The 23,513-nt window shown below is 63.1% G+C and carries 23 protein-coding genes and 1 tRNA gene; 18 read left to right on the forward strand and 6 right to left on the reverse strand.

Going from position 1 to position 23,513, the window contains the following annotated elements; translation table 11 throughout:
- Positions 1-5 precede the first annotated feature (5 nt).
- Positions 6-275 carry a hypothetical protein gene (locus E3T27_RS10995; RefSeq protein WP_134545967.1) on the forward strand — a complete coding sequence of 90 codons (270 nt, stop codon included), beginning with the start codon at positions 6-8 and terminating at the stop codon, positions 273-275.
- On the opposite strand, the gene arsA is transcribed toward E3T27_RS10995, so the two are convergent.
- A complete protein-coding gene (arsA, locus tag E3T27_RS11000; RefSeq protein WP_134572748.1) occupies positions 272-2,023 on the reverse strand; it encodes an arsenical pump-driving ATPase in 1,752 nt (583 codons plus the stop codon). The two genes, E3T27_RS10995 and arsA, sit on opposite strands and share 4 nt — an antisense overlap.
- Before the next feature lie 4 nt (positions 2,024-2,027).
- Positions 2,028-2,423 carry an arsenite efflux transporter metallochaperone ArsD gene (gene arsD, locus E3T27_RS11005; protein WP_104198313.1) on the reverse strand — a complete coding sequence of 132 codons (396 nt, stop codon included), beginning with the start codon at positions 2,421-2,423 and terminating at the stop codon, positions 2,028-2,030.
- Between the two features lie 96 nt (positions 2,424-2,519).
- Between arsD and arsM the strand changes: the two genes are divergently transcribed.
- The 12 genes from arsM to E3T27_RS11065 all read left to right on the forward strand — a co-directional run bounded on the left by arsM (position 2,520) and on the right by E3T27_RS11065 (position 14,716).
- Complete coding sequence (arsM, locus tag E3T27_RS11010) at positions 2,520-3,272, forward strand: arsenite methyltransferase (RefSeq protein WP_104198314.1); 753 nt, start codon at positions 2,520-2,522, stop codon at positions 3,270-3,272.
- Positions 3,273-3,406: 134 nt separating this feature from the next.
- Positions 3,407-3,760, forward strand: a complete 354-nt coding sequence (cmtR, locus tag E3T27_RS11015) for a Cd(II)/Pb(II)-sensing metalloregulatory transcriptional regulator CmtR (RefSeq protein ID WP_104198315.1) — start codon at positions 3,407-3,409, stop codon at positions 3,758-3,760.
- Complete coding sequence (locus E3T27_RS11020; protein ID WP_134572750.1) at positions 3,757-4,443, forward strand: cation diffusion facilitator family transporter; 687 nt, start codon at positions 3,757-3,759, stop codon at positions 4,441-4,443. Before cmtR ends, E3T27_RS11020 begins: the two co-directional genes overlap by 4 nt.
- Positions 4,444-4,636: 193 nt before the next feature.
- Entirely contained in the window at positions 4,637-5,875 is a 1,239-nt protein-coding gene (locus E3T27_RS11025; protein ID WP_134572752.1) for an MFS transporter, read from the forward strand.
- 166 nt (positions 5,876-6,041) lie between these two features.
- Positions 6,042-6,530 carry a hypothetical protein gene (locus E3T27_RS11030; protein WP_134572754.1) on the forward strand — a complete coding sequence of 163 codons (489 nt, stop codon included), beginning with the start codon at positions 6,042-6,044 and terminating at the stop codon, positions 6,528-6,530.
- Between the two features lie 235 nt (positions 6,531-6,765).
- Entirely contained in the window at positions 6,766-7,215 is a 450-nt protein-coding gene (locus tag E3T27_RS11035) for a DUF305 domain-containing protein (protein WP_338144897.1), read from the forward strand.
- Positions 7,216-7,547: 332 nt separating this feature from the next.
- Complete coding sequence (locus E3T27_RS11040) at positions 7,548-8,207, forward strand: M23 family metallopeptidase (RefSeq protein ID WP_206750166.1); 660 nt, start codon at positions 7,548-7,550, stop codon at positions 8,205-8,207.
- A 121-nt stretch (positions 8,208-8,328) separates the two neighbouring features.
- Complete coding sequence (locus E3T27_RS11045; protein WP_134572760.1) at positions 8,329-9,153, forward strand: WD40/YVTN/BNR-like repeat-containing protein; 825 nt, start codon at positions 8,329-8,331, stop codon at positions 9,151-9,153.
- Positions 9,154-9,340: 187 nt separating this feature from the next.
- Entirely contained in the window at positions 9,341-9,640 is a 300-nt protein-coding gene (locus tag E3T27_RS11050; RefSeq protein WP_233201014.1) for an SHOCT domain-containing protein, read from the forward strand.
- Positions 9,640-11,100 (forward strand): multicopper oxidase family protein, encoded by a 1,461-nt coding sequence (locus tag E3T27_RS11055; protein WP_134572762.1) that lies wholly within the window; start codon positions 9,640-9,642, stop codon positions 11,098-11,100. The genes E3T27_RS11050 and E3T27_RS11055 overlap by 1 nt, the downstream gene beginning before the upstream one ends.
- Before the next feature lie 48 nt (positions 11,101-11,148).
- On the forward strand, positions 11,149-11,535 hold the full coding sequence (locus E3T27_RS11060) for an ArsR/SmtB family transcription factor (protein WP_104198323.1): 387 nt from the start codon (positions 11,149-11,151) through the stop codon (positions 11,533-11,535).
- A gap of 382 nt (positions 11,536-11,917) precedes the next feature.
- Positions 11,918-14,716: an AMP-binding protein gene (locus E3T27_RS11065; protein WP_134572764.1), complete on the forward strand. Its 2,799-nt coding sequence runs from the start codon at positions 11,918-11,920 to the stop codon at positions 14,714-14,716.
- A gap of 348 nt (positions 14,717-15,064) precedes the next feature.
- Here E3T27_RS11065 and E3T27_RS11070 read toward each other — a convergent pair whose 3' ends face one another.
- Positions 15,065-15,706, reverse strand: coding sequence for a TetR family transcriptional regulator (locus E3T27_RS11070; RefSeq protein ID WP_134572766.1), 642 nt, complete (start codon positions 15,704-15,706; stop codon positions 15,065-15,067).
- A gap of 93 nt (positions 15,707-15,799) precedes the next feature.
- Here E3T27_RS11070 and bioB point away from each other — a divergent pair, with 93 nt between their 5' ends.
- From bioB to bioD, 5 genes are read left to right on the forward strand one after another with little or no spacing between them, the layout of a single operon-like run.
- Positions 15,800-16,855, forward strand: a complete 1,056-nt coding sequence (gene bioB / locus E3T27_RS11075) for a biotin synthase BioB (RefSeq protein ID WP_104198326.1) — start codon at positions 15,800-15,802, stop codon at positions 16,853-16,855.
- Positions 16,848-18,176: an adenosylmethionine--8-amino-7-oxononanoate transaminase gene (bioA, locus tag E3T27_RS11080; RefSeq protein WP_134572768.1), complete on the forward strand. Its 1,329-nt coding sequence runs from the start codon at positions 16,848-16,850 to the stop codon at positions 18,174-18,176. Before bioB ends, bioA begins: the two co-directional genes overlap by 8 nt.
- Positions 18,176-19,330, forward strand: a complete 1,155-nt coding sequence (locus E3T27_RS11085) for an 8-amino-7-oxononanoate synthase (RefSeq protein WP_338144898.1) — start codon at positions 18,176-18,178, stop codon at positions 19,328-19,330. Before bioA ends, E3T27_RS11085 begins: the two co-directional genes overlap by 1 nt.
- Positions 19,330-20,421 carry a cytochrome P450 gene (locus E3T27_RS11090; RefSeq protein ID WP_134572770.1) on the forward strand — a complete coding sequence of 364 codons (1,092 nt, stop codon included), beginning with the start codon at positions 19,330-19,332 and terminating at the stop codon, positions 20,419-20,421. Before E3T27_RS11085 ends, E3T27_RS11090 begins: the two co-directional genes overlap by 1 nt.
- Positions 20,418-21,143 (forward strand): dethiobiotin synthase, encoded by a 726-nt coding sequence (bioD, locus tag E3T27_RS11095; RefSeq protein ID WP_134572771.1) that lies wholly within the window; start codon positions 20,418-20,420, stop codon positions 21,141-21,143. Before E3T27_RS11090 ends, bioD begins: the two co-directional genes overlap by 4 nt.
- A gap of 150 nt (positions 21,144-21,293) precedes the next feature.
- On the opposite strand, the gene E3T27_RS11100 is transcribed toward bioD, so the two are convergent.
- The 3 genes from E3T27_RS11100 to E3T27_RS11110 form a co-directional block, all read right to left on the reverse strand.
- Positions 21,294-21,614 carry a hypothetical protein gene (locus E3T27_RS11100; RefSeq protein WP_134572773.1) on the reverse strand — a complete coding sequence of 107 codons (321 nt, stop codon included), beginning with the start codon at positions 21,612-21,614 and terminating at the stop codon, positions 21,294-21,296.
- A gap of 413 nt (positions 21,615-22,027) precedes the next feature.
- On the reverse strand, positions 22,028-23,101 hold the full coding sequence (locus tag E3T27_RS11105) for a tellurite resistance/C4-dicarboxylate transporter family protein (RefSeq protein ID WP_241992221.1): 1,074 nt from the start codon (positions 23,099-23,101) through the stop codon (positions 22,028-22,030).
- A 323-nt stretch (positions 23,102-23,424) separates the two neighbouring features.
- Positions 23,425-23,500, reverse strand: a tRNA-Thr gene (locus E3T27_RS11110).
- Positions 23,501-23,513 lie beyond the last annotated feature (13 nt).

A 23,513-nucleotide genomic window follows, 5' to 3' on the forward strand; every position in this document is an offset into this window, starting at 1 on the left:
GACCAATGATCACCCTGCAGCAGGATGCCGATGGCTTCATCCGCATGAACCGGCACTTTCCCGACACCACGCTCATCAGCATCAGCTTCACAGAGGGGGCGGTGGGAGAATTCACCGGGGCCCAGTTGAACGCCATCTTTGACGACGCCCTGGCCGAGTTTCGCGGTCAGAACCGCCTCGAGGGAGCAAAAGGTTTTTCGCGGGCGCCAGCGAAAACCGTGCATCCCACGAAAAACATCACCGTCATCAAGGTGCACCCCGAAATGGCCCGCTAGCCGCGACCGGGCGCAGTCAGCGCAGTCAGCCTGTCCACGCCGATCGGTTCATCGGCCAGTAACGGCACGATCGCAACCCGATCGGCGTGGTCGAACACCCTGTCGATCTGGGTGACTTCGTTGGCGGCGCGCGCCAGCAAAAACGGTGACTCGGGGCGCGCTGCGGCAATGGAATTGTTGACTACCCAGCCCCACGGCTGGATTCCGGCTCGCTGAAGATCCTGCTGAAGCTCCTCGGCCTCGAGCACCGGCGTCGTCTCGGCCAGGGTGACAAGCAACACCTTGGTCAGCGCGGAATCCTGCAGCCGCATCAACGGGGTCACGAACGCCATGCCCTCCCCCATCTGACGCGCGATTTCACGATGGTACGACCCCGTGGCATCGAGCAACAGTAAGGTGTGGCCGGTCGGAGCGGTATCAACGACAACGAATTCGTGCCGCGATTCATGTACGGCCTTCGAGAACTGCCGAAACACCGCGACCTCATCGGTGCACGGCGAGAGCAGGTCTTCGGCCAGGGCAGCCCGGCCGTCGTCGTCGAGATTCTTGCCCTTGGTAGCCATGACGTGATTTCGATACTCCCGAATCGCCTCGTCCGGGTCGATGCGCGAGACGCGCAGCCCCGGCAGGGTTCCGTGCAGGGTGTCCACCAGGTGGGCCGCCGGGTCCGTCGTGGTCAGGTGCACCGCATGGCCGCGCCGAGCGAGGGAAACCGCGATTGCCGCAGCGATCGTGGTTTTGCCGACGCCGCCTTTTCCCATGCATAAAATCAGGCCGTGACCGGCCTGTTCCAGCTCGTCGACGAACTGGCCAAGCGGGGCATTCGGCACTTCGACCAGGGTCTGCGGCGATACTCCGTTATCGCTGTCGGCTTGAAACAGGTCGCGCAGCGCTCTGATACCCGTCATATTGCCGGTTTTGAGCGCGAGCAGATCACGCGGCAGGATAGCGATGGTCGGCGGAATACCGTCCAGCGCGGCCGACTCGCGTGTGCGCACCGCTGCGGCTATCGGCTCTGTTCCCGCGCCAACTGGCAGCAGTCCATTGATAACGACATAGCCACCAAGAATTCCGATCTGCGCCAGCTCAGCGTGCGTGCGATCGATCTCGCTCAAAGCGGATGCCTGCGCGCGCGCCACGAGCACCAGCCGCGTACGCCGCGGGTCGGCCAGAGCAGCGACCGCAGCCGCATACACCGTCTTATGCTTCTCCAGCCCGGATAGCGGGCCGAGGCACGACGGATCACCCTTACCCGCGTTGAGAAACTCCGTCCAGGAGCCGGGCAACTGCAGCAGGCGGATGGTGTGTCCGGTCGGCGCGGTGTCGAACACGATGTGGTCGTAGGTCTGGAGCAGGCTGTCATCGGTCAGCAGGTTCGTGAACTCGTCGAACGAGGCAACCTCGGTTGTACACGAACCGGACAGGCCCTCAGCAATGCTGGCCAGCTCGCGCTCCGGCAAAAGTCCCCGAACCGGGGCGATGATGCGTTCGCGATAGGCATCCGCGGCCTGCTCCGGGTCGATTTCGAGGGCGCTGAGACCGGCAATGGCCTCAATCAGAGTGACCGTGTTGCCGATCGTGACGCCGAATACCTGCCCGATGTTGGATGCCGGGTCGGTACTCACCAGCAACACTCGGCGGCCCCGGGTGGCCAGCTCGATGGCCGAAGCGCAGGCAACGGATGTCTTGCCGACGCCACCCTTACCGGTGAAAAACAGAAAGCGGGGCGGGTCTTTCAAAAACTTCATGGTGCTAGCAGCAGCCGGTGGCGCCGCCGCAGCATCCGCTTTCAGATTTTTCGGTCAGGCCGAGCTGGACTCGCTCGGCTGGCTCGCTCGTGACGGGAGCGAGGCCGGCGAAGGCGAGCAGTTGGGTTTTCGAGGGATAGGCACCGGTCGCGACGGTGACACCATCGACGACGGTGAGCGGCAGACCGGTCGAACCGACGACGTGCATGAAGGCGCGCACGGTCTCATCCGTGGTGAAAGCGAGCGGGTCGGTGGCCAGGTTATGGCGCTGGATGTCAGCGCCAAGGTCCTGCAGACTGCGCACGGTCGCGGTCACCTCGACCAGGGACTGGTCGACATCGACGCCACAGACTCCGGTGTCGCAGCACAGTGCCGGTTCGTAGATTCGGATGGCAGCCATGTGGATCTCCCTCAAAAGTTGAGCCTTCACTCGTTATATCGATAAGAATCAATGTAGCAGTAGGCTGGTGCCGCATCTACCGGAAGGGATCAATTCATGACCGAGAAATCTGAGATCACGGAACGTGTTCGCGCACGCTACGCGACGGCCGCAGTGCAATTGAGTGACGTCTCGAGCACGTCGTGCTGCGTGCCGACCGATTTGGGCAACGGCGACGTGTTCGGCTCCGCGCTCTACACCGGAAACGAAAATTTAGAGATACCCGAAGAGGCGTTTCTGGCCAGTCTGGGCTGCGGCAATCCGACAGCTGTCGCCGACCTGCACCCGGGAGAAACGGTGCTCGACCTCGGCTCCGGCGGCGGTATCGACGTGCTGCTCTCCGCACGTCGTGTGGGCCCAACGGGCTTCGCCTACGGGCTCGATATGACCGATGAGATGCTCAGGCTTGCCCGAGCTAATGCGGCGAAGGCCCAAGCCACCAACGTGGAGTTCATCAAGGGTCAAATGGAAGCCATCCCCCTGCCCGATGCAACCGTCGACGTGATCATCTCCAACTGCGTAATCAACCTGTCCACCGACAAGAATGCGGTGATCTCCGAGATGTTCCGGGTTTTGAAGCCCGGCGGGCGCCTCGGAATCTCCGACGTGGTGGCCGAAAACCACCTGAGCGCAGAGGACCGCATCGAGCGCGGCAGTTACACCGGTTGCATCGCCGGGGCCCTCTCGAACCAGGAATACCTGGACGCGCTCGCCGCAGCAGGATTTCTTGACGCGACTGTGGAATACACCCACGAAGTCGCCCCCGAAATGCACGGGAGCATCGTGAAGGCGGTCAAACCCAGCGCCTAGTCCCGGGCGCTTTTTTCCAGGGAGCGGCCGGTCCCCACGAGCAGCAATCCTGAACCAGAAAGTGGGACCGCTACAGCCCGAGATGACAGTGCATGTGCTTGCGGATACGTCAGTGACCACTGTAATGTCAGTGCATGCTGACTAGTGCCTCTCGTCTGGATGTACTGAATCGGCTCGGGCGGGCCTTGGCGGATCCGACCCGATCGCGGATTCTACTGAGCCTGCTGGACACCCCTGGGTATCCCGGCCAGCTCGCAGACGGGCTGCGGCTGACGCGCTCGAATGTGTCGAACCACCTGAGTTGCCTGCGCGGTTGCGGCATCGTGGTGGCCACGCCGGAAGGTCGGTCGACGCGATACGAGATTGCCGACCCGCATCTGACGCGTGCGCTGGTCGCGCTGGTCGACGTGGTCCTCGCCGTCGATGACGGTGACGCGTGCGCAGATGACACCTGTGACGTACCCCTGTGTTGCAGAGCCGAAACATGAGCGCGCCCTCACCCCTTCATCTTCCGGCGCTGGGCCCGATTCGCAAACGCCTCCTCCAGCGCCGGATCCGCTGGATCGTCGCGATCACGATTTGCTACAACCTCATCGAGGCCGTCATCGCCCTCGCGGCCGGATCCATCGCGTCGTCGGCTGCGCTGATCGGGTTCGGCCTTGACTCAATCGTGGAGGTACTTTCCGCTGCCGCGATTGCCTGGCAGTTCGCTGCGCCAGAACCAGAGCAACGGGAGAAGCTCGCGTTGCGCGTGATCGCGTTCTCCTTCTTCGCTCTCGCCGCGTACGTCAGCATCGACGCCGCGCTGTCGATCATGGGGTTACGCACACCCGAATACAGTCCGGTCGGTATTGTGCTCACGGCCATCAGCCTGGTGGTCATGCCGGTTCTGAGCTATTTCGAACGCCGCATCGGCCGCGAGCTCGGTTCCGCCTCGGCGGTCGCCGATTCGAAGCAGACCCTGCTGTGCGCGTATCTCTCGGCCGCGGTACTCATCGGGCTCGCGCTGAACGCCCTACTCGGCTGGGCCTGGGCTGATGCGGTCGCCGCGCTGGTTATCGCGGGTTTCGCGATCCGAGAGGGCAGTGCAGCATGGAAAGGCGACACGTGCGCCACGCCGGTATCCGCGCTGACCGGTGAACGCACCCTTGAACATGAGGCCGGCTCCTAAGAGTTCATGCCGGGCAATGGCTTACGACCGAACTGCGGGGCATTGTGCAATAATCTGCGTATGAATGCAGATAAGGACATGTGCACGCTTGATGCGGATGTGATCGTCCAAGCTGGGCATGCCGTCGTGGGCACACCGGCGCACCACCGGCATCCGCTCGAGCGAGCCATTGACACACACTGTGCGGTCGCTCATGCTTGAGGTCCTACGCAACCGAACGTATCGCCGATTGTTCAGCGCGCAAATTGCCGCTCTGATCGGCACCGGAATGCTCACTGTAGCCCTCGGCCTCCTCGCGTTCGACCTCGCCGGCGGTGACGCCGGGATAGTGCTCGGCATCGCACTGACCATCAAGATGCTCGCCTACGTCGGCGTCGCCCCGGTCATTTCCGCGCTGACCACGCACGTGCCACGCAAGACCCTGTTGGTATCAGCGGATGCACTCCGCGCGATCGTCGCGCTCTCCCTGCCGTTCGTCACCGATGCCTGGCAGATCTACCTGCTCATCTTCGTGCTGCAAGCCGCTTCAGCCACCTTCACCCCCGCGTTCCAAGCCCTCATCCCGGAGGTCCTGCCGAGGGAGAGCGAGTACACCCGGGCGCTGTCGCTGTCGCGACTGGCCTATGACCTCGAATCGCTCCTCAGCCCGATTCTCGCCGCCGCCCTCTTAACCGTTATCAGCTACCACTCCCTTTTTGTGGGAACGATCGTCGGGTTCGTTGGCTCCGCCCTCCTCGTGTTCACCGCCACTCTGCCGGCTCATCAGGTGGCCGTGACAACACCATTCTCGGAGCGTCTCACCCGCGGCGTTCGCGTCTTCTCGCGCACACCGCAATTGCGCGCCCTGCTGGCCATGAACATGGTCGTCGCAACGTCGACCAGTATGGTCATCGTCAACACCGTCGTGCTTGTGCAAAGCCATTTAGGCCGCGCTCAGTCCGACTTTGCTCTCGCCCTCGCCTGCTACGGATTCGGGTCCATGCTCGTCGCTCTTGCGCTGCCCCGGGTACTCGAGCGCTTTGACGACCGAAACGTCATGCTGCTCGGCTGTGCGGTGTTGCCCGCCGGGCTTTTGGCCCTCGCCGGTCTTGTTCTCGCGCCGCTAATACCCCTGACCTGGCCTGGTCTCCTCGTGATCTGGTTCATACTCGGCGCCGCGACCGCACTCATCCTGACGCCATCGGCGCGACTGTTGCGCCGCTCTTCCGACGAGACCAGCCGACCGGCCGTTTTCGCCGCCCAGTTTTCTCTGTCCCATGCCTGTTTCATCGTCACCTACCCACTGGCCGGGATACTCGGCGCCCAGCTCGGGTTGGCGCCAACGGCGACCGTACTGGCCGGTATCGGGATACTCTCTGGGATCATTGCGTTTCGGGCCTGGACGACTCAGTCGACACCTCTGGCACAGGCGGAATCAACGATCACCATCTGAGAGATGGTGGTCTTGATCGATCGCGATGGCGGCGGAATGTGTTGTCGAAATCACGGTTTTGGCTCGGATAAAACCGGCACTCAGGATTCGCCGCTGGCCGTGCGGTATTCTGCAAGAGAAGACATTGGGCAGTTCAGCAGGGGCTGCTGGCAGAGAAGTAGGTGAAATGACGCTGGATCGTGCGGTGCGACGTCTACGAGCGCCCGCCTCTGCGTCTCCGTTCGTCTCCTTGCTCGCTCTTGCCGCGCTATTGTTCGCAGTTTTCGCCGTTCATTCCGAAACCGCCGGGCACGCCATGCCCGCGCTGGTCCCCGCATCATCTGCTGCTGCTGCATCATCGGCTGCTGCATCATCGGCTGCTGCATCACCGGCTATTGCGGAGCACCAGACGTCGGTGACGGGTATGGCTGCAGTCATGGCAGCTCCCGTCTTCGCGGCGATCGCGTCCGGAAGCCTCCACGGGATGCTTGAATGCGCTCTGCTGGCGATGATGTGCGTTCTGCTACTGACTCTCGTCGTTCTGGTATTTCTGACTCGGCTACCGGCCAGGTATCGACGCCTGCTCGATACCTGCGTGATGTCGAGCTCCTGGCGCATCAGCGCCCAACCGCGTCAGCGGCCCAGTCTCACCCTTCTCTCCATCTGTCGCGTTTAGACCGAGATGCAGTTCCGAGCCAGCACGTGGTCGGAACTTTGCCGTGCCCGCTGGCACCGGTTTCTACCGCTAACAGACGAATGGATGAACGATGCTCTACCCACGAACTTTCTTGTACGCTGCCGTGACCTTGGCAGCAGCTCTCACTCTCAGCTCATGCTCTGGAGGCAGCCCCGCCGCCGAATCAGCGGGCCCTGCTGCCAGCCAAAGCACAGCGGCGTTTGACTCCGCCGACGTGACCTTTGCCCAGATGATGATCCCCCATCATGAACAGGCCATTCAAATGAGCGACGAGCTACTCGCCAAGGACAACCTCGATCAAAGCGTGGTCGACCTCGCGACCGAGATCAAGGCTGCGCAGAAACCGGAGATCGCCCAGTTGAAAGACTGGTTGACGGCGTGGGGCGAAGAGGAGAACAGTATGTCGGACATGTCCGGCATGGGCGGCAGCTCTGCTGGGATGATGTCCGACGACGACATGATGGCGTTGCAGCACGCCTCGGGAGCAGACGCCAGTTCCTTGTTCCTGAAACAGATGACTGCGCACCACGAGGGGGCCGTCGCGATGGCTCAGCTCGAAATCGATAATGGTGAGAATGCGGATGCCCAGGCGATGGCCGCCAATATCGTCAAGACGCAGTCGGCTGAAATCGCCGTCATGGCCGAGCTTCTCACCTCGCTCTAGAGCGGCACATTCGGGGCGGGTTCTTCTCTGGTAGGCCGGCCCCAGGACACCACCATTCGTTTTCTGAATCACCTGCAAGGACATATTCATGTATCGCCGTCAATTTTTTCATCTGATGGGTATTTCCGGGACGGTGTTCCGTGGATAACACCGGTCACGTCGCCACGGCGCCGCCCATCCCCGGTGTCATTCCACCGATGTCACGCCGCGATATCCGCGCTATGGAGAACATGGTGCGTGCGGGCCGATCCGGCTCATCGAAAACTGCGCCACCGGTTAAAGCCACCTCTCGGCCCATCCCGCTGCGCCAGCGTGCTGCGGCCGCCAGCGCCATGGCGATGATCGCGCTCTTTGCGGTCGGCGCGTCCCTTCCCGCACTCGCGGTGAACATAGAACCACCGCAGGCGGCAGCTGCGAGCGCCGCGAAGACGGCCGATCTACAAAGTGTCACCGCCGCGGGTACAACATCCGTTCCCTTTCAACGTGACGGGTACACCATCACGGAAGCACCTGAACCGGCCTCGTACACCACAGTTGCCAGCGATGGAAAATACGCCAGCCTGAGTCCGGGCCAGCTCAGCGATCAAGGCTGGGCTCTACCTGTCCTGGGCCGAATATCGAGCCCGTTCGGTTCTCGGCCGAACAAACCAGTTGATGGTGTCGGCGACTTTCACAACGGCACCGACATTGCCGCCCCCTGCGGCCAGCCCGTCTTCGCGGCGACCGGAGGAAAAGTTGTCACCTCGGGCTATCAGGGCTCCTATGGCAACTGGGTTCTCATCGACCACGGCAAAGGCATCGAGACGGGTTATGCCCATAACAGTCAGCTCCTCGTTGATTCCGGTCAGATGGTTGTAGCCGGTGAAATCATTGCCATAGTGGGATCAACGGGTGCGTCCAGCGGCTGCCACCTGCACTTTGAAACGCGCGTCGACGGTGATGGCATCGATGCAGAAACATTCATGAGCGCCCGAGGAGTCACTCTTGGTTAAAATCAACCGATCAACACGCCGGATCAGTGCGTTATCCGTACCGCTCGTCAGCCTCATGGTTCTGACGGGGTGTTCGGCCAACGATGGAGATCCGACAGCGGTATCGCCCAGCACTGCCGCCATGGCGAACGCTTTCGAACACGTGCATGGACTCGGCACCGATCCTCTCACGGGAGACACCTACGCGGCCACGCACCAGGGGGTGTGGCTCATCCCGACCGGAATGCTGCCAGACACCTATCTGACCGGAGCGCCACGAGCAGACCTGACCCAACCGATGCAGCTCGCCGGCCTGGCGCAGGACACGATGGGCTTCACCGTGGCCGCGCCCGGCCAGTTGATGGCATCGGGCCACCCTGATCCGGCCGAACCCAGCGATCTGGCGCTTCCCAATTTGGGACTTATCTCCAGCACAGACGGTGCGTCTTCCTGGACACCGCTGTCGCTGGCCGGCAAGACCGATTTTCACGATTTGGATGCCGTCCCCCTCGACGACGGCACCCTTCGTGTCTACGGTTACGACGCGGGAGCTGGGACCATTTCCGTCAGTGACGACTCCGGCCTCACGTGGTCAGCGGGAGCTCAGCTCGCACTCCGCGACCTGAGCGCAGATCCAGCCCAGGTCGATCTGCTCTACGCCACGACCGCCGCGGGCGTTCTGGTGAGCACCGATGCGGGGCGCTCATTCACCGCGTTGGACGGAGCACCGGGGCTACTGCTTCTGGATTTTGCCGGCGGCGGATTGGTCGGCCTGGATCCCGACGGCGGAGTCTGGCGCCAGGACGCCGAGACGTGGACGCAAACCGGAACGACCGGTCGCACCCCCGAAGCGTTCACCGTCGTCGGCGGATCCTCACCCTGGATCCTCGTCGCGGACGCCACCGGCATCGCCGCCAGCAGTGACTACGGCAACACCTGGACCACACTGGTATCGGTGTCCAGCTAGCCGGCACACCGCCGAACGACACCGGGATACCTCACTGCCCCAGCGCGTGGCACACCCCAGACGACGTGATTGGCTTGTTGTCCCACGTGCACTCCTGCACCGGCCCAGGCACCGGCCTTTTATCCGATCTGAATATGTTCGGCTGACTTCCAGCAGGAAAAGATACCCCCAGAGGTATCATTACGTATTGACTGATCACGAAAGGAATCACATCATGATGTGGAGCAATGGAAGTATGGGGTGGTTCTGGGGGTTCGGATTGATGGCTTTGGTCGGCGTCGCCATTCTCGTGTACATCGTCATTCGTTTATCTACAAAAAACGGGCAGAGTGGCCCCTCGTCGCCGGCTGTCCAGGCACCGCCGGCTGTTCCCGCGTCGCCCGATCTCACCAGCGCGCGGAAAATCCTCGACGAGCGTTTCGCTCGCGGGGAGCTAACACCAGAGCAGTACCGCGAGCAGATACGGGTGCTCGCCGAAGGCCGATGATGGCTGACATCAGCCGCCGAAACGCTCTCATTCTGGGCGGGGTAGGAATTGGCGGGGTAGCCATCGGAGGGACTGGCTTGCTCGTGAATCACCAATCAGTCAGGCCGCTGGCCTCAGAGTCTGCGTCCGGGGCCATTTTCGTTCAGCCCACCGAATTGCGCAGCTCCAACGGCGTGCTGTCGGTGGCCTTGGAGTCGTCGTCTCAGCACGTGAGCATTGCCGGTAAGGACGTGCGCGCGCTCAGTTACAACGGGGGTGTTCCAGGCCCCACACTGCGTGTTCGAGCCGGCGATATTCTCAATGTCAGCCTACGTAATGGCCTGACCGATCCGAGCAACCTGCACGTGCACGGCCTCCACGTCTCTCCGAAGAACAACAGCGACAACGTGTTCGTCACGATCAAAGCCGGCGAATCCTTCGACTACCAGTACGAACTGCCCGACAATCACGCACCGGGCGTGTACTGGTATCACCCGCACCACCACGGCTTTGTCGCCGACCAAGTGTTCGGAGGTCTCTATGGCGCCATCATCGTGGAAGACCCTGAGGAGATTCCCGCCACCCGGGAGCGCGTCCTTGTCATCTCCGACATCACCTTCGATTCATCCGGCACCATTTCAGCTGCCACCGAGATGGATAAAATGACGGGCCGGGAGGGCGAGCTCGTTCTGGTGAACGGGCAGCGTGATCCCCTGCTGAGCGCCAGCCCCGGCGAGCGGGAACGCTGGCGAGTCATCAACGCCTGCACCTCCCGCTATCTGCATCTTCGACTCGACGGACAGCAACTCACCCTCCTGGGCATCGACTCCGGCCGGTTCGAATCCGCCCGCAACGTTGACGAAGTCGTCCTGGCTCCGGGCAATCGCGCAGACCTGCTCGTGACGGCACGCGCTGGCACATCCACCCTGCGCGCGCTCCGTTATGAGCGTGGCACGTCGGGCGGAATGATGGGCGGCGGCACGTTCAGTTCCGCTGATGTCGCACTGGCCACGTTCGCAGTCGCCGGCGCCGACACCGCCGCATTCGCCGCTGTGCCCGACCAACTCTCACCAACGGACTTGCGTTCTTCTACCGTCACCGCCCGACGCGAATTGGTGTTCGCCATGGGAATGGGGGGCGGCATGAACGGCGGAATGATGTCAGCCACGATCAACGACCGCACCTTTGATGCCACCCATGTCAACACGACCGTACAATTTGGAAGCATCGAAGAATGGACCCTCACCAACACCAGCACTCTCGATCACCCCGTACACCTGCACGTCTGGCCGATGCAGATTATTGAACAGGATGACCGACCAGTCGAGTCGGTGATCTGGCAGGACGTCGTGAACATACCGGCACGCAGCACTGTACGAGTTCGGGTCAAGTTCGATGATTTCAGCGGGCGAAGCGTCTACCACTGCCATATCCTCGACCATGAAGACGCCGGCATGATGGGCATCATCGACGCCCGCTGAACGAGGGAACCCCGGGATGCCCCAACGAGTATCTGCTATTATTTGCGCATGGATGCAGATAAGCGGCTATGTGGTCATCTTCCCGAGGGCGACTTCGTCGAACTCGCCGTAGAAATCTTCTCGATGCTGGCGGACGCTACCCGGGTGCGTCTGATTGTCGCGCTGCGAGACGCGGGAGAGCTGTCGGTGGGCCATCTGGCCGAAATCGTCGACAAGAGCCCTGCGTCGGTGTCGCAGCATCTGGCGAAGATGCGCCTGGCACGCATCGTGGCAACACGACAAGAGGGCACACGCATTTTCTACCGCCTCGAAAACGAGCATGCCTCGCAGCTCGTGCGCGACGCGATCTTCCAAGCCGAGCACAGCCTTGGCGGCACGCCTCGCCACCACCACGCTGACCTTGCATCGACAAGCGCGGAGGCTGGCAGCGCATGACGGACTAACTGTCAGATGCGCCAATCCGCACCGGAGGCCGCGTCCTCGCAACACCCCCATCGATCGTCCGCACGGACAGCCGCCTGCCCGAGGTTCGCTGGGCCGGCCTCGCGCTGCTGCTATTCCTCATCGCCTGGTCCCTGCAACTCGCTGGCGCACCGGCGCCCCTGTGGTGGGGGATCTATCTTGCGTGCTATCTCGCTGGCGGGATGCCGGGCTCGCGAACCACGGTCGCAACCGCCCGACTGGCTTTGCCCCGTTTGTGGACACGGGTTCAGTGGCGAAATGAACTTTCGCGGTCTGTGAGGTTTCTTGTAATGTAGGGTATCCTTACCTAACTAGCCCGTGCGCACCGTTCGAAAGTTTTCTCGTGCTCCACACCATGCCCGCACCACGACTGACCCTCCTCAATGGTTCAGACAACGACGTCGCATTCGTCACCGCCAGTGGAGATTTCAGCTATGCCCAGCTGGCCAGGATGGTCGCCATACGCCGTCTCGAGCTTGGTAGTGTCCGCCGACTCGTGATGCTGGAAGCAGCAAATGCCATCGAGCCGGTCGTCACCTACCTTGCAGCCTTGGAAGGCGGCCACCCGGTGCTTCTGGTTGCACCGGGTGACGATGAAGCATCACGGACTCATCGCGCGTCGCTGGCTGAACGGTTCGACCCTGATGTCATTGCCGTCCATGGCGAGGACGGCCCGGGCCTGCGGGAGATACGGCCCGGCTCCACGCACAGCTTCTCCGACGACCTCGCTATGCTCGTCAGCACCTCTGGATCCACCGGGTCGCCGAAGCTCGTTCGGTTGTCCCGGCAAAACCTGCTGAGCAACGCACAAGCAATTGCGGCGTACCTGCGCATCACTCCTGCTGACCGGGCAGCAACCACGCTGCCGATGCACTACTGCTACGGCCTCTCGGTTCTGAACAGCCACCTCGTGTCGGGAGCGAGCGTCGTCCTCACCGAGCGATCGGTGGCCGACGCGACGTTCTGGGACGAGGCCGAGACACATCGGATCACTTCTTTTGCCGGCGTGCCTTACACCTTCGAGCTTCTCGAGGCGGGCGATTTCACCGATCGGTTGCCAGCGAGCATCCGCTACCTCACCCAGGCCGGCGGCCGCCTCGCCCCAGAAGCGGTGCGCCGCTTCGCACGCCTCGGTGAGCGTCGCGGGTTCGAATTCTTCGTGATGTACGGACAGACAGAGGCTACTGCGCGAATGGCGTACGTGCCCGCGGAGCTCGCCGACCACGCCGCCGGCAGCATCGGCCGCCCCATCCCTGGAGGCCACCTGCGCATCGATGCCGAGGCGGGAGCCGACGTCGGCGAACTCGTCTACGAAGGCCCCAACGTCATGCTCGGCTACGCCGAGACACCCGCCGACTTCGCGTTGGGGCGCACGGTCCACGAACTTCGCACCGGCGATCTCGCCCGGCAATGCGAGGACGGCATGTTCGAGGTCGTCGGACGGCTCAGCCGATTCGTGAAGGTGTACGGACTCCGGGTCGACCTCGATTCCGTCCAACGTCTCCTCGCCGAGGAAGGAATCGAAGCCCGTACGGCAAGCTCCGGAGAACGCTTGCTCGTATTCATCCGTGCAGCCCGGCACGTTGACAGGGCACGAACCCGCGCCGCCGCGCGACTCGGCATCCCCACGCACGCGATACGCGTCTACCCCGTTAGCGAGTTTCCTCGCACAGCCAGCGGCAAGCCCGACCTTGCCTCGCTCGTCCGGTATGCCCAGATGATCGACGCCCAGGAGGCGCCGACAGCAGCGAACCCCGGGCAGGTCGCACTCTCCGACCTGATCCGTAACCTGTTCATCGTGCTCCTCGGGCGCCCAGACGCGACCATCGACGACACTTTCGCCGGGCTCGGCGGGGATTCGTTGAGCTACGTCGAGGTGGCCCTGCAGCTGGAGGATCTCCTCGGGGCGTTGCCGCGGGATTGGCCAGCACAATCGGCCCGGCACCTCGCGTCCTCGGCCTTCGCCCCTCCCCCACAGACCGACAGCACGGCCGTGGGCGAAACGGCGAAGCGTGGAGCGGTGACAGTTGGAGTGTGGAGGGCCCGCTTTCCCCGGGTCGAGACTCCCGCCGTTCTCCGCGCACTTGCAATCGTGCTGATCGTCGGCACCCATGCCGACCTGATCACGGTTCAGGGCGGAGCACACCTGCTGCTCGCCGTCGCCGGATACAACCTGGCCAGATTTCAGCTCGCCGACGTTGCAGGGGCCACGCGCGTTCGCCGCCTGCTCAGAAGCGCAGCCCAGATCGCGATTCCGGCCACGCTCTGGATAGGGGCCGTCGCCGTGTTCACCGGCAAGTACACCTGGACCACAGCGCTGCTGGTCAATAACCTCGTCCCCGGCGACGGCAAGTGGAACGAGCAATGGCAATTCTGGTTTCTCGAGGCCGCCGTCTGGACCATGCTCGGCTTTGCTGCAATGTTCCTCATTCGCCCGATCGACCGCCTCGAACGACGGCACCCGTGGGCGTTCCCGGTCGTCTTGTTCGCGGCAGCCGTCACGACCCGATTCGCACTCGTCGGCATCGAAGCAGAAGGAATTGAACGCTACACCCCGGTCACCGTGCTCTGGTCTTTCGTGCTCGGCTGGGTCATCGCCCGCGCCGACAATAGCTGGAAGTGTGTGGCGGCATCGGCGGCGGCGATCGTCGGCACGATCGGATTTTTCGGGGATCCAGCGCGCGAAGCAGTCGTGGTGGCCGGAATACTGTTGCTGATCTGGGTGAAACGGTTGCGGATGCCACGCGCCCTCGTCCCGGCCGTTCGACTGCTGGCCAGCGCATCCCTGTTCATCTACCTCACCCACTGGGTCGTCTACCCGACTTGGGAGGCCAGCGCCCCCTGGTTCGGAACGGTCTCGTCACTCACCATCGGTGTCGCGGCGTGGTACCTGTATCGCCTGATCGGCCGAGCACTCAATCACGCTGCCAGCACAGGCTTGAGGAGCCGAACCCCCTTGCAATCCGAACTTGAACCGGTCCACATCAACGGATCGAGCCAACCGAGCATGAATCGTTGGGCAGCGGATGGGAGTGGGGGATTTCGCTCCCAAGACATGAATCCCCACGCGCCAGAGGTGGTGCCGGTGGGTTCGTCTGCTGAGCGGGCCGGACTGCCGGTGATTCTGCCCAAAACCGTCGCTGGGGAGAGGTGAGCATACTAATCAGTCAGGCCAAAATTACGTGCGATATCTCTATATTCGGGCACATCCCAGACTCGCAAGAGAAAGCGGCACTGTGACCGTACTCACGATCAAGGAGAATTCCGCCGGGGATACACGCGGCCAGACAGCAGATCCGGATCAGGCGCGGACACGCAGGCCCGCCGACATGCTTTCAACGGTCGACCACGGCACCTTTCGCGCGGACTGCGGCTTGTGCAACATCGGGCGTTCTCGAAACTCGCGACCTGGGGCACGATCGCGTTCGAATGCGCTTTCATCCTCGTGCTATCGCCATTCCGGCTGCCGCCCTGTCGATCGTGAGACTCGTCTTCCTCGATTTCAACTGTCGGCGTGTAGCTGTTTTCTTGGAACAGCGCGTTGATCCTCGGTTGCGAGGTCGATCACGGTGCAGGGTGCGGAGGCGGCGGCGCCGAGGCCGCGCAGGAATGCGTCAACTCCGAAGATGAATGCTTCGGTCGTGTAGGCGGTCGACTCTTCGCTGGCGGCGACGCCGGCCAGGATCAGCTCGGCGTGGGTCTGCTCTTCAGCCACGGCGCCGAGGATGTAGTGGGTGAGCGCTCGGGCGCCCCACTCGGCCTGCCTCAGAGTTAGATTGGAGGGAAGCGTGTCACGCAGTCGCTGCAGTGGCGCCAATTGCCTCGGATTGAGGGCTTGGGCCACCGAGACCACCTCGGCTCCGTCTTTGACGGACGTCAATGCTGTGCGAATATCCAGCGCAGCCTGGCGCGCGTCGGCCCGGTCGGAACGCGCCCCTACTTGATCTGTCCATGCCGGCGTCGTCGCGAGGATGCGGTCGGCGAGCAGTACGAGCAGGTCTTGCTTACTCTTGACGTGCCAGTACAGAGCGCCGGGTTGCACCCCGAGATTCTTGGCAAGGTTGCGCATGGACAGCGAGGCGAGACCGTAGCTGCGCAGGATCGTCATCGCGGCGTCGACGATATGTTCCCGCGACAGTGCCATGTGAATCCTCCGTCGGGCTGAGTAGGTCCTAATGCACCTTCACGGGCACGATCCGGGCAATCAATGCCGGACGTCTAAGTCTATACTTGAACGGTGTTCAATAAATTTGAAATAATTGCCGCCCAGCAGCTGAATGACGGTACGCTCACCCGCACTGACGCTCTCACCATCCTTCGCAGCAACGACGACGAGTTGATGGAGTTGATAGCCGCCGGTTCCCGGCTCCGCCGTGCCCACTTCGGCAACATGGTCAAGGTGAACTATCTCGTGAACCTGAAATCCGGGCTGTGCCCGGAGGATTGCCACTATTGCTCCCAGCGACTAGGTTCAGCCGCGCAGATCCTGAAGTACAGCTGGCTGAAGCCCGAGGAAGCTGTCGAGCAGGCGACCGTTGGGATTCGGGCGGGCGCATCCAGAGTCTGTCTCGTCGCCAGTGGCAAAGGACCGAGCAATCATGACGTCGCTCGGGTTGCCGACATGGTCGACCGTCTGAAAGAGGAGCATCCGCAGGTGGAAGTCTGCGCCTGTCTCGGCATCCTTAAGGAAGGGCAGGCCGAAAAGCTGCAGGCCGCCGGGGTTGACGCGTACAATCACAACCTCAACACCAGCGAATCTCGCTACGCCGACATCTGCACCACCCACGAATACGAAGATCGGGTACGCACGGTGGGGCATGCCAAAGATGCGGGACTTTCGCCGTGCTCCGGGTTGATCGTCGGCATGGGCGAGTCCGACGACGAGCTGATCGATGCGGTGTTCGCGCTGCGCGACCTTGGCAGCGAATCAATCCCGGTGAACTTCCTGATGCCGTTCGATGGCACGCCGCTTGAGGGCACGTGGCTGCTCACTCCCGGTGCCTGCCTGCGCATCCTCGCGTTGGTCCGCTTTGCCTGCCCCCGCACCGAATTACGAATGGCCGGCGGTCGCGAGATGCACCTGCGCTCGCTTCAACCGCTCGCACTACAGGTCGCCAATTCCCTGTTTCTCGGCGACTACCTGACCAGCGAAGGCCAGGAGGCCCAGGCGGATCTTGCAATGATCGCCGACGCCGGCTTTCAGGTTCTGGGTGCCACACCCAGCGCTGACCACCATTCCGGGGTCACTCTCCGCCAGCGGGGAGCCGGCACGCACGTCGCGCCCAATGCCTAAGTCCCGTGCCGCTGCGCGGTCCCTCGTGGAACGTGATCGCGGTTTGGTCTGGCACCCATACGCAGCGCTCAACGGTCCGGCGCCGTACGAGGTCACCGGCGCATCCGGGGTGCGATTGCACCTCAGGGCGGAGGACGGCACCCGTTTCGAGGCAATCGACGGCATGAGCTCCTGGTGGAGTGCCATCCATGGTTACCGGAATCCCGTCCTCGACGAGGCACTCCGGAAACAGATCGATCAATTCAGCCACGTGATGTTCGGCGGACTCACCCACGAGCCCGCGGTGCGACTGGCCGAACAACTGGTGAACCTCGCACCCGAGCCACTCGCGCACGTGTTCTTCGCCGATTCCGGATCCGTCTCGGTGGAGGTCGCCCTCAAACTGGCCGTCCAGTATCAAGCGTCTGCTGGCCGTCCTCGCCGCCAACAATTCTTAGCGCTTCGGGGCGGCTACCACGGGGACACCGTCGGGGCGATGAGCGTCTGCGACCCGATCGATGGAATGCACTCCGCATTCCCCAACCTGATACCAGCCCAGCTGTTCCTTCAGCGGCCACCCAAAGCCACCCTTATCGATGGCCGGCTCGTCACCGACGATGTAGCCGTCGACTCCTGGGTGGAGGCGATGGAGGAGACGATCCTCAGGCACAGTGCCGAGATCGCCGGCATCATCGTAGAACCGATCCTGCAAGGCGCGGGAGGTATGTATGTATACGCGCCACGGTGTCTGAAAGCTCTGCGGCGGGTAGCAACCCAACACGGCATCCTGCTGATCTTCGATGAGATCGCGACCGGATTCGGCCGAACCGGCAAGTTATTCGCCACCGAATGGGCCGGCATCGCTCCCGATGTGATGTGTGTGGGGAAGGCGCTCACCGGCGGCTATCTCACGCTCGCGGCGATGCTGTGCACGGCCGAGGTGGCGACGATAGTTGGGCAATCCGCGCCGGGCGTGCTCCTGCACGGTCCGACGTTCATGGCGAATCCGCTCGCCTGCGCCGTGGCGAGCGCGTCGCTCGGATTGCTGAACGGTTGGGAATCACGGGTCTCACGGATCGGTGCCGCTCTAGCCACAGCGCTTGCACCCGCCGCCTCGTACAGTTTCGTGCGAGAGGTGCGCGTCCTCGGGGCGGTCGGTGTTATTGAACTCGACAGCCCCGTCGATGTGGTCGCAGTCACCCGCGCGGCGCTCGAACGGGGAGTGTGGCTGAGGCCGTTCCGCAATCTCGTCTACACAATGCCGCCCTACGTGAGCAGCTCGCAGGACATCACGAACATTGCTGAAGCCATCGGTGGAGCCATTGCGCAGGTGCACGGCTGATGGGAACAATGCAAGACCGGCTTATCGATGCGGCACGGGTGCGCGACCGCCGCGGGACCGTGCGTGCCACCCGGATCTCACCGGGCACGGACGAAGATGCTGGAACGGGAGCGCTTGATCGTCCCCTCGACCTCGCATCCAACGATTACCTCGGCCTGTCGACCGATTCGCGGTTGAAGGCGGCCGCGATCACAGCAACCGAACGGTACGGCACGGGGGCGCGCGCATCCCGCGTGGTGACGGGCACACTTCCCATTCACAATCACCTCGAACAGTCGTTGGCCGAACTGACAGGTCAGCCCGCCGCGCTCGCCTTCTCCAGCGGCTATGCAGCTAATCTCGGCATCCTGACCGCTCTCGGCGGACCGGACACCCTCATCCTCATCGACGCCCACATCCACGCGTCCCTTGTCGATGCAGCCCGGCTGTCGCGCTCTCCAGTCACAACGATCCCCCACTCGAACTTTGCCGCGCTCAACGACCTGCTGGCCAACCGTACCCAGACCCGAGCGATCGTCGTCATCGAATCCATCTATTCCGTGCTTGGAGACGCCCCGAACCTTCTCGACGCCGCTATGCTCTGCGCCACGCACGACGCACTGCTCGTCGTGGACGAGGCCCACGGAGTCGGAGTGCTCGGAGCAGGGAGGGGAGGCGTATATGCCGCCGGCCTCGCGGGAGCAGACCACGTCGTCGTGACCGCCACGCTCTCCAAAGCGTTGGGAGCGCAGGGCGGCGCCGTGCTCGGATCGGAAATGCTGCGGGACCACCTCGTCAACACCGCCCGCAGTTTTATTTTCGACACCGGACTCGCCCCGGCGCCAGCGGCCGCTGCGGCTGCTGCATGTCGCATCATCCTCGCCGAGCCAGCCCGAGTGGATGCGCTTCATCGCGTCGCGAGCCTGATCGCCTCGTCCTGCGGAGTGGATCGTGCAGCCGGACCCGTACAATCAATCCGCGTCGGATCGCCCGACATCGCCGTGAAGGTGACAGAGCGGCTGCGCGACGAGGGCATTCTTGTCGGCTGTTTCCGCCCACCAAGTGTTCCGGATGGAATCTCACGGTTGAGACTGACGGCGCACGCAGACACCGACCCCGCCCGGCTGGTCTGGGCAACCGCCCTCATGACCTCGATGCTCCTGGACGGAAACTGATGCCCGCGAACGCAGTGCACCTCCCAACGAAATATCACGTCGTACGCGATCCCGGCGAGGTGCGGGAAGTGTTCCGCCGCGTCGACGAGTTCGTGCCGACGAACGCTCTGACGACTGTGGTTCCGCTCCGCACGGCGGCCTTGCGCGTGCTCAGTCGCGCGCGCTTCGCCCTGCCACCGGTGCTCGCCTCCGCGACCGGCGACCGGCATCGCGCCGTCCGAAAAATGGTCGGCACTTTTTTCACTCCAGCTAAGGTCGCCGCGGTCGGCCCGCGCGTGACGAAGCTGACACGACAGCGCTGCCAGGCCGCCGCAGAGGCACTGGCAAGCGGACCGATCGACCTCGCGGATATCATCGGCCGCCGCATCCCACCCGTGATTATGCAGGAGCTGACGGGGTTCGACTGTCCCGACCTGTTGCTGCTCAAACGGTGGAGCCGGGACTCGCTCGAATTATTCTGGGGATGGCCCGACGAGGAACGCCAAGTCATGCTCGCCACCAGCGCGGCCGAATTCTATGCGTGGCTGCGCGAGACCGTCGTTGCGAGCAAGGGAGACGATTCGCTGTTCGGCGTGCTCGACGCCGCCGGGCTGAGCACCCCCGAGATCTGCTCCCTCGGCTACTTCCTTGTGATCGCTGGGCAGGAGACGACAGCGCAGTTGATCAACATTGCGTTCTACCGCGCGCTCCAGAATAGGACGTTGTGGCACGAGCTGTCGCAGGGAGCATCGGCCGCTGCGTTCGTTCGGGGGCTGCTCGCCTCCGAGTCGTCCGTCCACACCTGGCGTCGCGTGGTGGCCACGGACAGCATGCTGGGGGGAGTAAATCTGCCCGCCGGTGCGGAGATCCTGCTTGAGCTCAGCGGGCATCATCCGGAAGATGCCACGCCCACCGCGTACTCCCTCGCGTTCGGCCACGGGCTCCATCGGTGCCTTGGCGCCAAACTCGCGGAACTCGAAACCATCACCGTGCTCGAGGAGACCGCGCGCGCGTTCCCCACGCTCGTGCTCACGGGGCGGGATCCCGAATGGATTCGACTCCTTTCGTTCCAGACGCCGACGACGGTCATGGCTGCGCTGGAGGCCACATGACGGTCGCCACCGAAACCCCCATCCTCTTCGTCACTGGGACTGACACGGATGTGGGCAAAACGATCACCGCCGCCGCCCTTGCGTGCGCACTGGCTGTGCTTCCGAGCCCTCCGAAGAGCACCTCGAGCGTAGCCATCGACAAGCCCACACAGACCGGCGTCCTGCCGGGCGAACCGGGTGACATGGGCGAGGTCGCCCGACTCTCCGGCGTCCGCTCCGTCACTGAGGGCATCCGACTGGGGGCACCGATGGCCCCAGTCGCCGCAGCGGCCCGTGAATTCGCGACGCTGCCCACTCTCGGCGAGCACCTAGAACGCATCCGCCGACTGACCCGAAGCCACGACCGGGTTGTCGTCGAGGGTGCGGGCGGCCTGCTCGTACGCCTCGACCGGTTCGGTCACACGCTCGCCGACCTGGCCGCGTCATTCGGGCACGATGCCGCGGCCATCGTGGTCTGCCGAAGCGGGCTCGGCACACTCAACCACACCGAACTGACATTGGAGGCGCTTCGGAATCGTGGCATCCCCGTCGCGGGTATCGTCATCGGATCCTGGCCCAACGACCCGTCTGAAATTGAGCTCGACAATCGCCGGTATTTCGAGTCGCTGGGCGTACCGCTGCTCGGGGCAATCCCCGCAGGATCGTCGCACCTGGATCCTGCGGTCTTCCGCAAAAGCGCGGCGGGCTGGCTCCCGCTGTCGACTCCTCGGACACCAGACTAGGGACCGTTTCAGAATAGCGGTTCCCTCGGCCGTGCGCTCGTCAAGTTACTGCGACAATCTGACTTGAACGGTTGCCGTTCTAGTCGAACATGACGGTGCCACATTCGAGACCATCGACATGAGAACTAACGGTGCCGTGACCCGCGCTGGCTATCCCGCTTGAACACAACCCAAGCGCTCCCAGACGCGGTGCGCCGGGAGTAGACCGAGGATGCCGTCCGTGGACGCGGCGGCATCGCCGAAGACCACGCCGGCCGTGTCCGCGGAGAAGCTCACGCTATTGAATTGGTCGCGAGCCGTATCGGCGATGGCGATGGCCTTGCCGTGGCGGCATGCTTCCTCCAGCAGCTTGACCACCCAAGGATCACTCGACGCGGTGAGTACGAGCACCGCGTCAAGTTCGGCGCTGGTGGCGGTGGTGAAGGCACGCTGGACCGGGATTCTTCCGAGTTGATGGCGGCCGGCAGGCACGCTGATCCGCTGCGTCGTTGAACGGACGAAAACTGGGCTCCGGGGTTTCATAGGCCAGACACCATCGATCCCTCGAAGGCGCGAAGAGGCAGCCGAAACGTCCACTTGCGTCATCCGTAATGAACCGTTACCAGCCAAGAAGGTTCACTCCAGTTGACGCACCGGTCCTCAACGCAGCAATTTGCGCCAACTTAGATGACGAAGGACACACGCCGAGATGCCCCTTCTGGCCCATGAGAACATCGCACCGCCCCCGAGATGCCATTTCTGGCCCCATCAAAGTCGGCCAAGGGGCCAAAGATGGCTTCTCGCATGCAACCGGATGCTCGCGCACGGTTCGCGTTCCATCTCAGGTCGAAACGGCACCCTCTCGCCGGACTAGACCCGGCGTGCTCCAGCCCCCTCGCCGACTGCTACCGAACGGCGTTCTCGTGCCATCGGGCATCATGTCGGACGCGACCTGCCCGGATCGGTTGCCGCGCCATCGCTGTGAAAACGAGGAGCCATACGACCAGCGCAGCCCACAGCGTGACGGTACCAATCTGGCCGACGAGCGGCAGCGTGTCGGCCTGACCCAGATAGATTCCGGCGACGGCATACATTCCGACGGGGAACGCGATGCTCCACAGTGTCGCTTGGTAGCGCAGTGGTACGTGGCGTTTGAAGTGACGCCAAATGCCCACGGCGATGAGCACGGGGATGAGCCAGGTCGCGAAGGCCCAGAACATCACGGATATGCCGCCGACCAGTCCGCGAGTCGCGCTTACCATCGGAGCATCCGCCATTTCGACGATGCGGGCGCCGGCCAGAACTGTGATCGCGCAGGCGCCCATCGATACCCAGTACGGCGGATCGAGATCTTCCGGCCGCAGTGTGTAGAGCATCAGGCGCAGTGAGACGAACACCCCAGCGGCTCCATAGAGGAAAATGCCGACCGACCACGACAATATGGCCAGCACCGCGAGCAGCGGCCGGGCATCGCCCGCGACCGGTTCGAGCGCCGCTGCCACGACGGCGACCGACTGGCTCGCAACGACCCAGATAAACCAGGTTCCGTTTGCCGACCCCAGTACGGGGCGTGCCGTGCGGCCCAGTACGGCGAGCCAGGGCACCGCGTAACCGAGCACCACCCAGGCCACACCAGACACACCCAGGAGCACCGTTGCCGCAGGAAACCATCCTTCCACGGCTAAACGCGCAGCCAGCACATTGGTGCCGGCGACAAAGGTGAAGAACTGGAATCCCCGGTTCGGGTCGTGCAGGTCATCGAAAAAGTCTGATCGGAAGGCCACAAACCGCCATGCAGTCAAAACCAAGAGCGCCAGATAAGCTCCGGCGCAGACCACCAGGAGCGCGTAGCTGAGGCCTGCGACCCCGATCAGGTTCATGCCGATCGAGAGGATGCCGGTGGCCATGACCATGGCGAAATATCCAGGTGGCATCGTGCGTACGGCGGCGCGCACTCGCACACTTCGCTCGGACGCCATCATCACAGGCTAGCCCTCCGAGCGGAACTCGCGGCTCTCGCGCTGGCCCGGAGGCGGACTCGATCCAGGTCAAGTGGACCAGCGGAGGCGGCCAGGTGGTGGCGGACACCACGGATCAGCCCGGATCAGCCCGGATCGATATCCGCAGCGACCGCCCCCCAGTCGACATTCAGGTCCGCGGCTCGGACGTTAGACGCCGTTGCAGACACCCTCAATAACCGCGCACTTGAAACAAATGTGGCGGATTGTGGGCAAATATGACAATATCCGAGAAACATATCGCTGAGACGAGTTTGTAAACTGACTCTGACCAGGATTATTAGTGGAGCCGCCTGTCAGAATCGAACTGACGACCTTCTCATTACGAGTGAGATGCTCTACCAACTGAGCTAAGGCGGCGTTACCAGAACGC

The organism is Cryobacterium lyxosi (assembly GCF_004403345.1).
GTDB classification, from domain to species: domain Bacteria; phylum Actinomycetota; class Actinomycetes; order Actinomycetales; family Microbacteriaceae; genus Cryobacterium; species Cryobacterium lyxosi.

Excerpts from the sequence above, each read along its gene's own strand:
- E3T27_RS10995 (WP_134545967.1), top strand. The coding sequence starts at position 6 with ATGATCACCCTGCAGCAGGATGCCGATGGCTTCATCCGCATGAACCGG.
- arsA (WP_134572748.1), bottom strand. The coding sequence starts at position 2,023 with ATGAAGTTTTTGAAAGACCCGCCCCGCTTTCTGTTTTTCACCGGTAAG.
- arsD (WP_104198313.1), bottom strand. The coding sequence starts at position 2,423 with ATGGCTGCCATCCGAATCTACGAACCGGCACTGTGCTGCGACACCGGA.
- arsM (WP_104198314.1), top strand. The coding sequence starts at position 2,520 with ATGACCGAGAAATCTGAGATCACGGAACGTGTTCGCGCACGCTACGCG.
- cmtR (WP_104198315.1), top strand. The coding sequence starts at position 3,407 with ATGCTGACTAGTGCCTCTCGTCTGGATGTACTGAATCGGCTCGGGCGG.
- E3T27_RS11020 (WP_134572750.1), top strand. The coding sequence starts at position 3,757 with ATGAGCGCGCCCTCACCCCTTCATCTTCCGGCGCTGGGCCCGATTCGC.
- E3T27_RS11025 (WP_134572752.1), top strand. The coding sequence starts at position 4,637 with ATGCTTGAGGTCCTACGCAACCGAACGTATCGCCGATTGTTCAGCGCG.
- E3T27_RS11030 (WP_134572754.1), top strand. The coding sequence starts at position 6,042 with ATGACGCTGGATCGTGCGGTGCGACGTCTACGAGCGCCCGCCTCTGCG.
- E3T27_RS11040 (WP_206750166.1), top strand. The coding sequence starts at position 7,548 with ATGGCGATGATCGCGCTCTTTGCGGTCGGCGCGTCCCTTCCCGCACTC.
- E3T27_RS11045 (WP_134572760.1), top strand. The coding sequence starts at position 8,329 with ATGGCGAACGCTTTCGAACACGTGCATGGACTCGGCACCGATCCTCTC.
- E3T27_RS11055 (WP_134572762.1), top strand. The coding sequence starts at position 9,640 with ATGGCTGACATCAGCCGCCGAAACGCTCTCATTCTGGGCGGGGTAGGA.
- E3T27_RS11060 (WP_104198323.1), top strand. The coding sequence starts at position 11,149 with ATGGATGCAGATAAGCGGCTATGTGGTCATCTTCCCGAGGGCGACTTC.
- E3T27_RS11065 (WP_134572764.1), top strand. The coding sequence starts at position 11,918 with ATGCCCGCACCACGACTGACCCTCCTCAATGGTTCAGACAACGACGTC.
- E3T27_RS11070 (WP_134572766.1), bottom strand. The coding sequence starts at position 15,706 with ATGGCACTGTCGCGGGAACATATCGTCGACGCCGCGATGACGATCCTG.
- bioA (WP_134572768.1), top strand. The coding sequence starts at position 16,848 with ATGCCTAAGTCCCGTGCCGCTGCGCGGTCCCTCGTGGAACGTGATCGC.
- E3T27_RS11085 (WP_338144898.1), top strand. The coding sequence starts at position 18,176 with ATGGGAACAATGCAAGACCGGCTTATCGATGCGGCACGGGTGCGCGAC.
- E3T27_RS11090 (WP_134572770.1), top strand. The coding sequence starts at position 19,330 with ATGCCCGCGAACGCAGTGCACCTCCCAACGAAATATCACGTCGTACGC.
- bioD (WP_134572771.1), top strand. The coding sequence starts at position 20,418 with ATGACGGTCGCCACCGAAACCCCCATCCTCTTCGTCACTGGGACTGAC.
- E3T27_RS11105 (WP_241992221.1), bottom strand. The coding sequence starts at position 23,101 with ATGGCGTCCGAGCGAAGTGTGCGAGTGCGCGCCGCCGTACGCACGATG.